Annotated in this window: 15 protein-coding genes; 4 read left to right on the forward strand and 11 right to left on the reverse strand. The window is 73.2% G+C overall.

The annotated features are described in order from the left end of the window. Nucleotides 1-2 precede the first annotated feature (2 nt). Complete coding sequence (locus tag ACFO9I_RS06360; protein ID WP_379178926.1) at nucleotides 3-1,433, forward strand: DUF1116 domain-containing protein; 1,431 nt, start codon at nucleotides 3-5, stop codon at nucleotides 1,431-1,433. On the opposite strand, the gene ACFO9I_RS06365 is transcribed toward ACFO9I_RS06360, so the two are convergent. From ACFO9I_RS06365 to moeZ, 8 genes are all read right to left on the reverse strand, one after another. Continuing rightward, the gene (locus tag ACFO9I_RS06365) at nucleotides 1,399-1,722 is read right to left on the reverse strand and encodes an MGMT family protein (protein WP_379178928.1); all 324 of its coding nucleotides are present in this window, start codon (nucleotides 1,720-1,722) and stop codon (nucleotides 1,399-1,401) included. The genes ACFO9I_RS06360 and ACFO9I_RS06365 overlap by 35 nt on opposite strands. Then, nucleotides 1,722-2,231, reverse strand: coding sequence for a hypothetical protein (locus ACFO9I_RS06370; protein WP_379178930.1), 510 nt, complete (start codon nucleotides 2,229-2,231; stop codon nucleotides 1,722-1,724). Before ACFO9I_RS06370 ends, ACFO9I_RS06365 begins: the two co-directional genes overlap by 1 nt. Continuing rightward, a complete protein-coding gene (locus tag ACFO9I_RS06375; RefSeq protein ID WP_379178932.1) occupies nucleotides 2,228-3,523 on the reverse strand; it encodes a DUF58 domain-containing protein in 1,296 nt (431 codons plus the stop codon). Before ACFO9I_RS06375 ends, ACFO9I_RS06370 begins: the two co-directional genes overlap by 4 nt. Continuing rightward, nucleotides 3,520-4,497: an AAA family ATPase gene (locus tag ACFO9I_RS06380; protein ID WP_379178934.1), complete on the reverse strand. Its 978-nt coding sequence runs from the start codon at nucleotides 4,495-4,497 to the stop codon at nucleotides 3,520-3,522. Before ACFO9I_RS06380 ends, ACFO9I_RS06375 begins: the two co-directional genes overlap by 4 nt. Next, a complete protein-coding gene (locus tag ACFO9I_RS06385; protein ID WP_379178936.1) occupies nucleotides 4,494-4,928 on the reverse strand; it encodes a hypothetical protein in 435 nt (144 codons plus the stop codon). The genes ACFO9I_RS06380 and ACFO9I_RS06385 overlap by 4 nt, the downstream gene beginning before the upstream one ends. Beyond that, nucleotides 4,925-5,662 (reverse strand): DUF4129 domain-containing protein, encoded by a 738-nt coding sequence (locus ACFO9I_RS06390; RefSeq protein ID WP_379178938.1) that lies wholly within the window; start codon nucleotides 5,660-5,662, stop codon nucleotides 4,925-4,927. Before ACFO9I_RS06390 ends, ACFO9I_RS06385 begins: the two co-directional genes overlap by 4 nt. A gap of 184 nt (nucleotides 5,663-5,846) precedes the next feature. Continuing rightward, nucleotides 5,847-6,740: a hypothetical protein gene (locus tag ACFO9I_RS06395; RefSeq protein WP_379178940.1), complete on the reverse strand. Its 894-nt coding sequence runs from the start codon at nucleotides 6,738-6,740 to the stop codon at nucleotides 5,847-5,849. Nucleotides 6,741-6,908: 168 nt separating this feature from the next. Continuing rightward, nucleotides 6,909-8,108, reverse strand: a complete 1,200-nt coding sequence (gene moeZ / locus ACFO9I_RS06400; RefSeq protein ID WP_379178941.1) for an adenylyltransferase/sulfurtransferase MoeZ — start codon at nucleotides 8,106-8,108, stop codon at nucleotides 6,909-6,911. 184 nt (nucleotides 8,109-8,292) lie between these two features. On the opposite strand from moeZ, the gene ACFO9I_RS06405 reads away from it, so the two are divergent. Together ACFO9I_RS06405 and ACFO9I_RS06410 are read left to right on the forward strand one after the other, a co-directional pair. Further along, complete coding sequence (locus ACFO9I_RS06405) at nucleotides 8,293-8,931, forward strand: TetR/AcrR family transcriptional regulator (RefSeq protein ID WP_379178943.1); 639 nt, start codon at nucleotides 8,293-8,295, stop codon at nucleotides 8,929-8,931. A 53-nt stretch (nucleotides 8,932-8,984) separates the two neighbouring features. Next, nucleotides 8,985-9,206, forward strand: coding sequence for a DUF3107 domain-containing protein (locus tag ACFO9I_RS06410; protein WP_379178945.1), 222 nt, complete (start codon nucleotides 8,985-8,987; stop codon nucleotides 9,204-9,206). On the opposite strand, the gene ACFO9I_RS06415 is transcribed toward ACFO9I_RS06410, so the two are convergent. Then, nucleotides 9,203-9,907, reverse strand: coding sequence for a ferritin-like fold-containing protein (locus ACFO9I_RS06415; protein ID WP_379178947.1), 705 nt, complete (start codon nucleotides 9,905-9,907; stop codon nucleotides 9,203-9,205). The two genes, ACFO9I_RS06410 and ACFO9I_RS06415, sit on opposite strands and share 4 nt — an antisense overlap. A gap of 244 nt (nucleotides 9,908-10,151) precedes the next feature. Here ACFO9I_RS06415 and ACFO9I_RS06420 point away from each other — a divergent pair, with 244 nt between their 5' ends. After that, nucleotides 10,152-11,567, forward strand: a complete 1,416-nt coding sequence (locus ACFO9I_RS06420; RefSeq protein WP_379178949.1) for a DEAD/DEAH box helicase — start codon at nucleotides 10,152-10,154, stop codon at nucleotides 11,565-11,567. A gap of 144 nt (nucleotides 11,568-11,711) precedes the next feature. Here the strand turns inward: ACFO9I_RS06420 and ACFO9I_RS06425 are convergent, their stop codons facing one another. Together ACFO9I_RS06425 and ACFO9I_RS06430 are read right to left on the reverse strand one after the other, a co-directional pair. Then, entirely contained in the window at nucleotides 11,712-12,425 is a 714-nt protein-coding gene (locus ACFO9I_RS06425) for a L,D-transpeptidase (RefSeq protein WP_379178951.1), read from the reverse strand. A gap of 3 nt (nucleotides 12,426-12,428) precedes the next feature. After that, entirely contained in the window at nucleotides 12,429-13,253 is an 825-nt protein-coding gene (locus ACFO9I_RS06430) for a ParA family protein (RefSeq protein WP_379178953.1), read from the reverse strand. Nucleotides 13,254-13,311 lie beyond the last annotated feature (58 nt).

Genomic DNA, 13,311 nt, shown 5'->3' on the forward strand with positions numbered 1-13,311 from the left:
CGATGACCACCCCCACCCACGTGGTGTCCGCCGGGGCGGACCTGTTCGCCGACGCCGTGGCCGCCCAGGCGGTCGACGTCAGCCGGGTCGACTGGCGCCCGCCGATGCCGGGCACCGACGGCGACCTGGCCACCGTCGCGGCCGACCCGCTGCGCCGCGACGCCAACCGGCGTGCGCTCGCCAGGATGCTCGGCGTGACCGCCCACCTGGTCGACGTCGCCCCCGCGTCCGAGCTGCTCGGCCTCGAGCCCGGGCAGTTCCTGCACGCCGGTCCCCCGATCACCTGGGACCGTGCCTCCGGCCCGCTGCGTGGCGCCCTGATGGGCGGCGCCGCGCTCGAGGGGCTGGTCGAGGACCCCGAGGACGCGGTCGCGCTGTTCGAGAAGGGCGGCAACGTGTCGCTCGAGCCCTGCCACCACCGCAGCTCGGTGGGGCCGATGGCGGGCGTGGTGACGCCGAGCATGTGGATGTTCGTGCTCGAGGACCTCGAGACCGGCGCGCGCACCCACTGCTCGCTCAACGAGGGGCTCGGCAAGGTGCTCCGGTACGGCGCCTACGGCCCCGACGTGCTCACCCGGCTGCGCTGGATGCGCGACGTGCTCGGACCCCTGCTGCAGCAGTCGGTCCGCACCACCGTCGCGGGGGCCGGGCCGGTCGACGTGACCGGCATCCTCACCCAGATGCTGCAGATGGGCGACGAGGCCCACAACCGCAACCGGGCCGGCACCCTGATGCTGCTGCGCGACCTGGCCCCGGCGATGGTCGGGAGCGCCGCGGAGGCCGGCTTCGCGCAGGCCGACGTGGCCGAGGTGCTGCGCTTCATCGGCGGCAACGACCACTTCTTCCTCAACCTCGCCATGCCGGCCTGCAAGCTCGCGCTCGACGCCGCCCGCGGCACCGAGGGCTCCACCATGGTGGTGGCCATGGCGCGCAACGGCACCGACTTCGGCATCCAGGTCGCCGGCACCGGCGACGAGTGGTTCACCGGGCCGGCCCAGCTCGCCGACGGGCTCTTCCTCGGCGACTACGGACCGGACGACGCCAACCCCGACATCGGCGACTCGGCGATCACCGAGACCGCCGGCATCGGTGGGTTCGCGATGGCGACCGCGCCGGCGATCGTCCGGCTGGTCGGTGGCTCGGTGCCCGACGCACTGGCCACCACCCGCCGGATGCACGAGATCACGCTGGGTGAGAACCCCCGCTGGTCGGTGCCCGTGCTCGAGTTCCAGGGCGTCCCGAGCGGCATCGACGTCACCCGCGTCTGCCGCACGGGCATCCTGCCGCAGATCAACACCGGCATGGCCGGCCGGCAGGCCGGCGTGGGCCAGGTCGGCGCCGGGCTGGTCACGCCGCCCGCCGAGATCTTCCCGAAGGCGCTGGCGAGGCTGGCCGAGCTCAGCCGAGGGCGGGCCGCCAGAACGCCTGCCTGATGTCGACGTTGCCGGTCGGGCGCAGCGGCGTGCCCTCCTCGAGGTAGCGCTGCCGCGCCTCCCCCTGGTGGCTGGGTGGCAGGGAGCCGTCGGCCCTGACCACCCGCCACCACGGGACCGGTCCGCCGTGGGTCGCCATGACCGAGCCGACCTGGCGCGGGCCGCCCCCGCCCAGCAGCTCGCCGACCACCTCGGCGACGGCGCCGTACGTCGTCACCCGGCCGCGCGGCACCTGCTCGACGCAGGACAGCACCAGCTCGGCGTACTCCTCGGGGTCGATGCGGGCCATCAGCCGGCGTCCCTGGTCACGGCGAGCGTGGCGACCACGCCGACGGCCAGCGCCACGGCCATCCCGACCACCCACACGACCGGTGTCCCGGGTCGCTGGCCCACGCCGACCGTCAGGACCAGCGCCAGCGGCGCAAGGAGGAAGGCGGCCGCCGCCCGGCGGAGCCAGAGGCGCGCCGTCGCGGGGTCGACGGCCATCGTCTCGGGGCCGTAGGAGGCGAGCAGCGCCGCGACGTGGGACGCCAGCAGCGCCGCCGCCGCCACCAGTGCCCACCCGGGCACGCCGTCGTGGAGGGCCACCCCCCACCAGATCACCACCGCGCCGAGCGCACCGGTCCCGAAGGGCGACTCGGGCGACCGGGCGTGCGCGACGGACAGCCCCGCGACCAGCACCACGAGCCAGGCGTACGGCGGCGCCCCGGCCGGTGCGGTCGCGAGCAGTGCCACCAGCGGGCCGGTCGCGACGACCGCCCGCAGCAGCCACTGGCTCCGGGGCCAGGCGCGGATCATCGGGCGCGCACCTGGGGCAGCTGGGCCCGGCGGGCCAGCCGGTGCAGCACCGCGTCGAGGGTGCCCGGACCGCGCCAGGCGACCACCGGGCAGCCGAGCGAGGCGAGCTGGTCGAGCACCTCCCGCCGCTCGACCAGGCGCATCCGCCAGGCCAGCTCGGCCACCTGCGGATCGGTGCCCTCGACGACGGACAGCGTGACCCGGTCCGGGAGCGGGTCCACGACCAGGACCGGCAGGCCCCGCTTCACCAGCGTCGCCGCGAGGGTCCCCATCGCCTCGGCGAGCATCGGGGACAGCACGATCACCTCGGTCCCGGCGGTCACCCCCAGCTGGATCGGCTCGCCGCGCAGCCCGCGAGGGGCCCCCACCCTGAGGCCGGCCAGCCGGCCGAGGATCCGTCGCAGGTGGCGCGCGCCGGCGCCGTAGCGCACCGTCTCGCCACCACTGCCCACCACCCGCAGCGCGACGCGGTCGCCGCGGCGGACATGGTGCTCCGCGAGCGCCGCGGCGGCGCGCACCGTCACGTCCAGGCTGCTGGCCGCGCCCCCGACGCCGCCCGAGACACCGTGGTCGGCGAACGCGTCGACCACCAGGAGCACGGCGGTGTCCTCCTCACCCCGGGTGCTGACCACGTGCAGCGCGTCGGTCCGCAGGGAGACCCGCCAGTTGATGCGGCGCAGCCGGTCCCCCGCGTGGAAGGGCCGGATCGCGGCGAACTCCGACCCCTCGCCGGGGCGCCGCGAGCGGTGCGCACCCACCAGGCCCAGGGGTTGCGGCGCCTCGGCCCGGGAGTCGAACACCGCCCGCACGGGCAGCACCTGCAGGGGCGGCACGCCCACGTCGACCGGACCCCACCGGTAGCCGCACCAGGGGCTGGTGAGCGCGGCGTTCTCCTCCCCCAGGTCGCGGCGTCCCCAGCGACGGGGGCTGACCTCCAGCACCGGCAGCTCGCCGTCCGCTCCCACCAGCCGGCCCACGGCCCCGGAGCCGGGGTGCAGCGCGAGGTACGGGCCGGGTGCGGCGAACCGGGTCACCTGCTCGACCCCGGCCAGGTCGTCGACGAGCAGCCGTGAGCGGGTGCCCTGCCCCTCGTGCAGCACGGTGTGGTCCATCGCCCCCCGGATCCCCGGGCTCGAGGTCGGCCGGTGCAGCACCCCCAGGGCGGCCAGGAGCAGGAAGGGCGCCGTCAGCACCATGATCGTGGGCTCACCGAAGAGCACCGCCGTGGCCAGTCCGACCGCCCCCAGCGCCACCGCCCGGGTCAGCGCGGGGGTGATCCGCCAGGCGGTCATCCTCGTGCGGCGTGCTCGAGGGTCGAGGGCGTCGGCACGCTGCGCAGCACCTCGTCGACGACCGAGCGTCCGTTGACGTCGGTCATCCACAGCTCGGGACGCACGGTGATCCGGTGCGCCAGCACCGCACGGGCCACCACCTTGACGTCCTCGGGGATCACGTAGTCACGGCCCCGCAGCACCGCGAAGGCGCGCGCGGTGAGCACCAGGGCCAGCGACCCGCGCGGCGAGGACCCCGTCAGCACGTCGGCGTGCACCCGGGTGGCGGCCGCCAGGGCGACGCAGTAGCGGCCGACGCTCTCGTCGACCTGCACCGTCTCGGTGGCGGCCTGGATCTCGAGGAGGCCGGCGGCGTCGGTGACCCGGTCGAGCACGACCTCCTCGCGCTGGCGCTCGAGGCGGCGCGCGAGCACGTCGTACTCCTCGCCCGAGGACGGGTAGCCGAAGCTCACCCGCAGCAGGAACCGGTCGAGCTGGGCCTCGGGCAGCGGGTAGGTGCCTTCGTACTCGATGGGGTTGGCGGTGGCCAGCACGCAGAACGGCTCCGGCAGCGGGAACGTCTCGCCCTCGACCGTGACCTGGTGCTCCTGCATCGCCTCGAGCAGCGCCGACTGGGTCTTGGGCGGAGTGCGGTTGATCTCGTCGGCGAGCAGCAGCCCGGTGAAGATCGGACCCCGCCGGAACTCGAACTCTCCGCGACGCTGGTCGTAGAGGAAGGACCCGGTCAGGTCCGCCGGCAGCAGGTCCGGGGTGAACTGCGCGCGCCGGAAGTCCAGGCCGAGCGCCTGGGCGAAGGACCGGGCCGCGAGGGTCTTCCCGAGCCCCGGGAAGTCCTCGAGGAGCACGTGCCCCTTGGCCAGGATCGCGGCCAGCACCAGGGTCAGCGCGTCCCTCTTGCCGACCACGGCCCGCTCGACCTCGTCCAGCACGCGACCGGCCAGCTGGGACGCCTCGGCCACCCTCTCGTTCCTCACCGCTCCTCGATCCTCCTCAGGTAGTCGTCGATCTGCGCCTTGCCCAGGCGTCGGGGCGGTCCCTCGAGCTCGTCGGCCAGCTCGCCGTCCGAGAGGTCCACCAGCCGGTCGCGCAGCACCCCGCTGGGCGTCGGCGCGGTGAGGTGGTCCTCCACCATCCGGACGTAACCGGCCAGCCGGGCGTCGGACCCGGTCGGCAGCACGGAGTGGGACGGCTGGGCGCTCCAGGTCGCCGGCCCGGTGACGGCCAGGCTGTCGCGGGCGAGCCCGGCGGCCGCGACGCCGACGCCCACGAGCAGCGCCAGGCGCAGCGGGTCGGGCGCGTAGTCGACCACGGTGAGCGTGACCTCGAGGACGGCGTACAACGCGAGCGCGCCCAGCGCCCGCCACCACCAGCGGACGTGGCCCGCCGCGTGCCCGGCCTCGCTCACGGTCCCGCCCCCGACCGGGCCGGCAGCCGGGCGTGGATGGCGTCGAGGGCGGCGAGGGCCGCGGCCCTCGTCTCCTCCCCCATCGGGTGGTCGGAGAAGCGGGCCTCGCGGTAGAGACCGCCGAGGCGCGCGACGTCGGCGGAGCCGGCGTCGACCATGTCGAGGACCCGCAGCGTGAACTCGGCCGAGGTCTCCCACTCCGACCGCACCACACCCGCCGCGGCTGCCTGCTGCTCGAAGCGGTGCCAGCACGCCACGATGGCGTTGCGGGGCGTCCCGTCGAGCAGGGCCGCCCGCTGGTCCTCCGCGTCGCGGGTGATCGCCTCGGCCAGCCGGCTCGGCGTCTCGATCACGTCGAACTCCACCTCGGGCAGGGGCGGCGGCCGGCGACGCAGCTCGCCCACCCGCTCCCCCAGGCCTCGCGCCAGCTGGACCAGGCCGGCCAGCACGAGCAGCGCGACCGCAGCCTCGAAGACCGCCACCAGGGCCCGGAGCAGGGTCGGGTCACCACCGCGGGGGGCGTCGGCATCCCCGGGGCTGGGGCTGGCCGTGCTCGAGCTCGAGTCGGTGTCGGACGGCCGGGTCGGGAGCGGGACGCTGTGCACGGTCGGCCCGTCGCCCTCGAGCACGCCGCTCGGGCCGACGGACGACGCCCAGGTCACCAGCACCGTCACCAGCAGCACGCAGCCGATGACCGTCGCCACGGCCACCGTCGACGCGCGCCAGGCCCCCATGGGCCGAACCTATCGGGGCGTCGGCCCGAGTGCGATCACGACAAGGTCACGGCGACGGACGACTGCCCCGCCCGCAGGTGCGGACGGGGCAGTCGTTCGTGGCCGTGCTGCCACGGCCCACTGTCTGAGGCTCACCCGAGAGGGGCCTCGGACGCTCCCTCGCTGGTCGAGGTCGAGGTCGCCGTCAGAGGACGGGCGAGAACGGCTCGGTGCCGTTGACCAGCTGCAGGCCCGAGATGCCGGAGTGCTGCTGCGCGAAGGCGAGCTCCTTGGCCAGGTCACCGATGTTGTTCGACGCCGGCAGCGGCGCCAGGCCGAGCGTGGAGAGCGTGCCGACCGCCGTGCCGTCAGCGCTCAGGAACCCCGAGCCGGAGTCACCGGGGATGCCCGGGGTCACGGTGTAGAGGGGGTGCGACCAGCCGCCGTCGGCCGCGTCGTCACCCAGGCTGACGCCGGTGTGCGGCGACAGCGGCTCCAGGCCGGCCCGCAGGCTGGAGTTGCCGTAGGTGTAGACCCGGTCGCCGGCCGCGGTGCCGTCGGTGTCGATGCCGGTCGGCCCACCCCAGAACGGCACGCTCGGGTTGACCTTCGAGACGTCCCCGGCGTCGACCTTGACCAGAGCGAGGTCGTTGTAGGCGCAGGTGTTGGGGTCGCTGGTGCCGAGCTGCTTCTCGGTCAGCCAGGACGAGTACACCAAGGTGCCCGAGCCCACCTGGGTGCCCTCGTCCACCAGGCTGCCGCCCTCGTTGAACGTCACCTTCGTGCCCAGCGGCAGCGAGTCGGTCTGGCAGCCGTCGGTGTCGGTGGAGGAGCCGGTGCCGGCGCAGTGCGCGGCGTAGCCGACGTACACGTTGGCGGCCGCGTCGGTGTACACGAAGTTGGCGGTGCACTGGGCGCCCTCGGTGTACATCATCGTCCCCGGGTGGATCTTGGCCGTGTCGGCCGGCGCCCAGGCGGTGGTGGTGGCGGCCGCCGTCGCGGGGGCGGCGGTGGCGATGGCGGTGCCGAGCGCGGCGCTGCTCAGCACGGCGAGCGCCCCGGTGGCGACCCGGGCGGACTTCGACGGTGCAAACCTCATGGAGTGGATCCCTCCCGATGTGCGGGGCCGAGGGCGGGGGTCGCCGACGGCGGCTGTGGAGGGTCCAACGAGACATGGCCCGAACGGGTTACGCCGGAGTAGTCGATCCGGGCCAGACGCGCGTCGACCCGCCACCGGGTCCGGTGACGGGTCGACGTGGGTGAGGGGTCAGTACGACGGCTGGCTGGGGTCGATCTGGTTGACCCACGCGGCCACGCCGCCGCCGACGTGCACGGCGTCGGAGTAGCCCGCGCCCTTGACGATCGCCAGCGTCTCGGCCGACCGCACGCCGGTCTTGCAGTGCATGACGACCTGCTTGTCGGCCGGCAGCTGCTCGAGCGCGCTGCCGTTGAGGAAGTCGCCCTTGGGGATCAGCACCGAGCCCGGGATCTTGTTGATCTCGTACTCGTTGGGCTCGCGCACGTCGACGAGCACGAAGTCGCGGGTGCCCTCCTCGCGCTCCTTGAGCATCGCCTCGAGCTGGGTCACCGAGATCGTCGAGCCGGCCGCCGCGTCCGCCGCGTCCTCGGAGATCGCACCGCAGAAGGACTCGTAGTCGATCAGCCCGGTGACGGTCGGGTTCTCACCGCACAGCGCGCAGCTCGGGTCCTTGCGCACCTTCAGCTTGCGGTACTCCATCTCGAGGGCGTCGTAGATCATCAGCTTGCCCACCAGCGGCTCGCCGACGCCGGTCAGCAGCTTGATGGCCTCGTTGACCTGGATGGAGCCGATGCTGGCGCACAGCACGCCCAGGACGCCGCCCTCGGCGCAGGAGGGGACCATGCCCGGCGGCGGGGGCTCGGGGTAGAGGCAGCGGTAGCACGGGGCGTCGTCGGCGATGGTCGGCGCGAACACCGACGCCTGGCCGTCGAAGCGGTAGATCGAGCCCCACACGTAGGGGATCCCGAGGAAGTACGCCGCGTCGTTGACCATGTAGCGGGTCGCGAAGTTGTCGGTGCCGTCGACGATGAGGTCGTAGCCGCGGAACACGTCCATCACGTTGTCGTTCTCGAGGCGCTCCTCGTGGAGCACCACGTGGACGTACGGGTTGGCCTCGGCGATCGACTCCTTGGCCGACTGCGCCTTGGACTTCCCGACGTCGGACTGCCCGTGGATGATCTGGCGCTGCAGGTTGGACTCGTCGACCTCGTCGAACTCCGCGATGCCGATCGTGCCCACGCCGGCCGCGGCCAGGTAGAGCAGCGCGGGGCTGCCCAGCCCGCCGGCGCCGATCACGAGCACCTTGGCGTTCTTCAGGCGCTTCTGACCGCCCATCCCGACGTCGGGGATGATCAGGTGCCGGCTGTAGCGCCGCACCTCGTCGATGGTCAGCTCGTCGGCCGGCTCCACGAGTGGGGGAAAGGGCACTGCTCGCTCCTCGTACGTCGTCGGTCTCTCTCGGTGGGCACAACATCCGGGAGTCCCACCATGTTCCCCGCTCCCCCGCGACCGACCGCCGCACGTCCCGTCATCCGGACGCAGGTGACCAGCGGGTAGGCTGCGGACTCCGCGGGTGAGACACGACACCCGTCCCGAGGCCGAGGAGCATGAGTTGAGCGCTGGTCAGCACGACACCGCAGTCTCCCGCCCGCGCGGCAACCGGATGCCGCGCCGGGAGCGTCGCGCCCAGCTGCTGGAGTCCGCGCTCGAGGTGTTCGTGGCGCAGGGCTACCACGCCGCCGCCATGGACGACATCGCCGACCGCGCCGGCGTCTCCAAGCCGGTGCTCTACCAGCACTTCCCCGGCAAGCTGGACCTCTACCTCGCCCTGCTCGACGCCTCGTGCGACACGATCATCGACAACTGCCGCCAGGCGCTGGCCTCCACGCAGGACAACAAGCTGCGGGTCGCGGCCACGATGGACGCCTTCTTCGAGTACGTCGCCAGCGACACCGGTGCCTTCCGCCTCGTCTTCGAGTCCGACCTGACCAACGAGCCGGCCGTCCGCGAGCAGGTGGACCGGGTCACCTCGGAGTGCGCGACGATGATCGCCCACGTCATCCACGACGACACGGGGCTGCCGGACACCCCGTCCCGCCTGCTGGCCGTGTCCCTGGTGGGAATGGCCCAGGTCAGCGCCCGGTTCTGGCTGTCGGAGGCGGGCGGCATCGCCAAGGCCGACGCCGCCGCCCTGGTCGCCGGGCTGGCGTGGCGCGGGATCCGCGGCTACCCCCTCACCGACGACCACTGACCCGTACGCGCTGGTCGCGCCCGCTCGCGACCACCACCAGAAAGGAACCGACCGTGGAGGTCAAGATCGGCGTCCAGCACGCCCCCCGAGAGCTTGTCGTCGACACCGACGAGACCGCCGACGCCGTCGAGAAGACCGTCGCCGAGGCCGTTGCGTCCGGCGGCGTCCTCGTGCTCACCGACAGCAAGCACCGCAAGGTGATGGTGCCGGCCGCGAAGCTGGCCTACGTCGAGATCGGCGGCGGCGTCGTCGGCCAGGTCGGGTTCCGCAGCTAGGACGCGAGCCCCAGCTCGGCCATCCGCTCGGCGTGCCGCTCGGTGAGCCGGGTGAACATCCGGCCGATCGCGGCGAGGTCGAGGCCGGGCCGGTCCACGCCGCCGGCGAGCAGGGCCGACAGGGCGTCGCGCTCCGCGGCCACCCGCTGGGCCTGGGTGAGGGCCTCCCCCATCAGCCGGCGGCCCCACAGGGCGAGCCGGCCACCCAGCCGCGGGTCGGCCGCGATGGCGGCGCGGACCCGGTCGACGGCGAACCGGGCGTGGCCGCTGTCCTCCAACGAGGCCAGGACCAGGTCGCGGGTCCCGGTGTCGAGGTAGGCCGCGATCTCGCGGTAGAAGTCGTTGGCCAGCCCGTCCCCGACGAAGGCCTTGATCAGCCCTTCGAACCAGTCCGACGGTGCGGTGTGCTCGTGGAACAGGTCGATCGCCGAGCGGAACGGCGCCATCGCGGCGAACGGGTCGGCACCGAGCTCGGTCATCCGGTCGAGCAGCGGCCCGACGTGGGCGAACTCGGCCGTCGCCATCGAGGCGATCGCGACCTTGTCCTCCAGCGAGGGCGCCATCTTCGCGTCCTCGCAAAGCCGCTCGAACGCCGAGATCTCGCCGTACGTGATCGCCCCCAGCAGGTCGATGACGGCCTCCCGGTACGCGGGGTCCTGGAACGCCAGCGGGCCGTCCTGCGCTGCGGGCGATTCAGTCATGCGCGAACCCTACCGATACAGTGGCGAGGAACGATCGTCGTGCCCGCCCCGGGCGGGGACCGACGCAGCATGTGCGCGGCAGACCCTCCCCTGTGAGTCCGCCGCACCGAACTTCTTCGGCTGAACCGGCTGAACTCACGAAAGCGACAAGACACTGACCACGTTCCGAGAGCTCGGGGTCCTCCCCGAGATTTGCGACGCGCTGGAGCGCGCCGGCATTACGACCCCCTTCGCCATCCAGGAGATGACCCTCTCCGTCGCCCTGCTGGGCACCGACCTGATCGGCCAGGCCCGCACCGGCACCGGCAAGACGCTGGCGTTCGGCATCCCGGTGCTGCAGCGCAGCGTCGCGCCGAGCGACCCGGCGTACGCCGACATGCCGCAGGGCAAGCCGCAGGCGCTGATCGTCGCCCCGACCCGCGAACTCGCGCTGCAGGTCTCGAACGACCTCCACCTCGCCAGCAAGGACCTCGGTCTCCGGGTCCTCACGGTGTACGGCGGCGTCGGCTACGACACCCAGCTCGACACCCTGGCGAGCGGCGTCGACATCGTGGTCGGCACCCCCGGCCGCCTGATCGACCTGGCCAACCGCAAGGCGCTCGACGTGTCGCACGTCCACGCGCTGGTCCTCGACGAGGCCGACGAGATGCTGGACCTCGGCTTCCTGCCCGACGTCGAGCGCATCCTGAAGATGACCCCCGAGACCCGGCAGACGATGCTGTTCTCGGCGACGATGCCGGCCGCGATCGTGGCGCTGGCCCGCACCCACATGCGGCACCCGATGAACATCCGCGCCGAGTCGTCGTACGAGAACGCCACCGTGCCGGCGACCGCGCAGTTCATCTACCAGGCCCACGACCTCGACAAGCCGGAGATCATCGGCCGCGTCCTGCAGGCCGAGGACGCGGGCAAGGTCATCGTCTTCACCCGCACCAAGCGCCAGGCGCAGCGGGTCGCCGACGACCTGGCCGAGCGCGGCTTCTCCGCCAGCCCGCTGCACGGCGACATGGCGCAGGTGGCGCGCGAGAAGGCGCTGACGAAGTTCCGCGAGGACAAGCTCCGCGTCCTGGTCGCCACCGACGTGGCCGCCCGCGGCATCGACGTCGCCGGCGTCTCGCACGTCATCAACTACACCTGCCCCGAGGACGACAAGACCTACGTCCACCGGATCGGTCGCACCGGCCGGGCCGGCGCCACCGGCACCGCCATCACTTTCGTCGACTGGGCGGACCTGCACCGCTGGAAGATGATCAACAAGGCGCTGGACCTGCCGTTCGACGAGCCGCAGGAGACCTACTCGACCTCCGAGCACCTGTTCCACGACCAGGGCATCGCCCCGGGCACCAAGGGTCGCATCGTCGACCCGGCCCCGGTCGAGCGCAAGCCCCGCGAGGAGCGGTCCGACCGCGGCGGCGAGCGCCCCGCCCGCAACCGCAACCGGAACCGCAGCCGCACGCGCAGCCGTGGCGGCGAGCCGGTCGCCCCGGACGCGACCCAGGGCGCCACCGACGGTCCGGCCCGGGCCGACTCGGGCGAGTCCACCGGCGACGCCTCCGGTGAGCAGCGCTCCGGCGGCAACCGCAACCGCCGCCGTCGTCGCCGCTCCTCCGGCTCGGGCTCCGGCGCCGACTCCGCCCCGGCTCCGGCCTCCGCCGAGTAGCACGCCGACCCGTCGCTGTTTGACCGACAGCTTCGTCGACCCGTCGTCAATTGACGACGGGTCGATGCATTTCGGCGTGAAGCTGCGACGGGTCGACGTCCGTCACCGTGAAGCTGCGACGGGTCGGCGGGGTGGGGGTGGTCGTCAGACGACGACGACGGTGGTGCCGACCGGGGCGAACTCCCACAGCGCGAGGGCGTCGCCGCGGCGCTGGCGGATGCAGCCGTGGGACTGCGGGGTGCCGAGCTGGGCGACCGACTGCACGGGCCGGCCGTCGTCGACGGGAATGTCGTGGAAGCCGATGGCGGCCCGGTCTCCGTGGGTGAAGCGCACGAAGTACTTCATCGTCCCCGAGTCGTCGATCCCCCACGCCTGCTCGGAGCGCGAGTAGACCTCGTAGGTGCCCTGGGAGAGGTTGTCGGTCACGCTGCCCGAGACCAGGTAGGTGCGCAGCACCCGGTCGTGGGCCCCGACCAGCCAGACCCGCTGACGGCCCTCGCTGAACACGACCCGCCGGCCGGTCCCGGAGCGGACCGGGAGGGCGATGTCGAGCGTGTCGCGGGCGCGGTACTCCGAGGCGTCCGCGCTCCCCTGGCTGGTCACCGGCGCGACGTCGTCCTGCCCGGCGACGCGGTCCGGGCTCCCCGCCCCCGTCGCGGCCCGCTCCGACGCGGTCGCGGGCCGGTCGGCCGAGACCTGCTCGATCGCGGCCCGGCCCCGGTGCTCGGGCGTCGAGGCAGCCGACGGGAGCATCCCGCTGCCGCCGAGCACGGCGACCGCGGTGACCGTGACCGACGACCCCAGCACGGCGATGCGCCCGTAGCGGGGGCGGACACTGTGCTCACGGTGTCGGCTCACGGCTCAGCCCTTCTTCTTCGACGACGTCTTCCGGGCCGGCTTGGTGCGCGGCCGCTGGGACCGGGCGACCAGGTTGACCGCGACCTCGCGGTAGGCCTGGGCGCCCTTGTTGGAGCGGCTGGTCGCGAGGATCGAGCGGCCGGCGGCCGGGGCCTCGGCGAACTTGATCGTCTTGGGGATCGGTGGCTCCACGACCTCGAGGTCGTAGGTGTCGGAGATCGTCTCGAGCACGGTGCGCGCGTGGTTCGTGCGGCCGTCGTACAGCGTGGGCAACACGCCCCACACCTCGAGCTTGCGGTTGGTGAAGCGGCGTACGTCGTGGACGGTGTCGAGCAGCTGGCCGACACCGCGGTGCGACAGCGTCTCGCACTGCAACGGGACGAGCACGCCGTTCGCGGCGGTCAGGGCGGCGACCGTGAGGACACCGAGCGACGGCGGGCAGTCCAGCAGGACCCAGTCGTAGTGCTCGTCGCCGAGGTCCTCCTCGAGCGCCTCGATCGCCGACTTGATGACGTGCTCGCGGCCGGTGCGGGTGAGCAGGTCCGCCTCGGCGCGCGCCAGCTCGATCGTGGCCGGCATCAGGTCCACGCCGTCCTCGGTCTCGATGATGACCTCGGTCGGGTCCAGTCCCTTGGTCAGCACGTGGTGGACCGACAGCTCGACGTCCTCGGGATCGATGCCCAGCGAGAACGTGAGGCAGGCCTGGGGGTCGAGGTCGACCAGGAGCACCCGGTGGCCGAGCTCGGCGAGGGCCGCCCCCAGGGACGCGACCGTGGTCGTCTTGGCGACGCCGCCCTTCTGGTTGGCGATCGCGAGTGTGGTGGTCATCGGTCCATATCATGCCCGACGCCCTTGCTCATCTCGCGGCGACACCTGTTTGCTTGCC

Source organism: Nocardioides sp. GCM10023255 (genome assembly GCF_042653125.1).
GTDB lineage: Bacteria > Actinomycetota > Actinomycetes > Propionibacteriales > Nocardioidaceae > Nocardioides.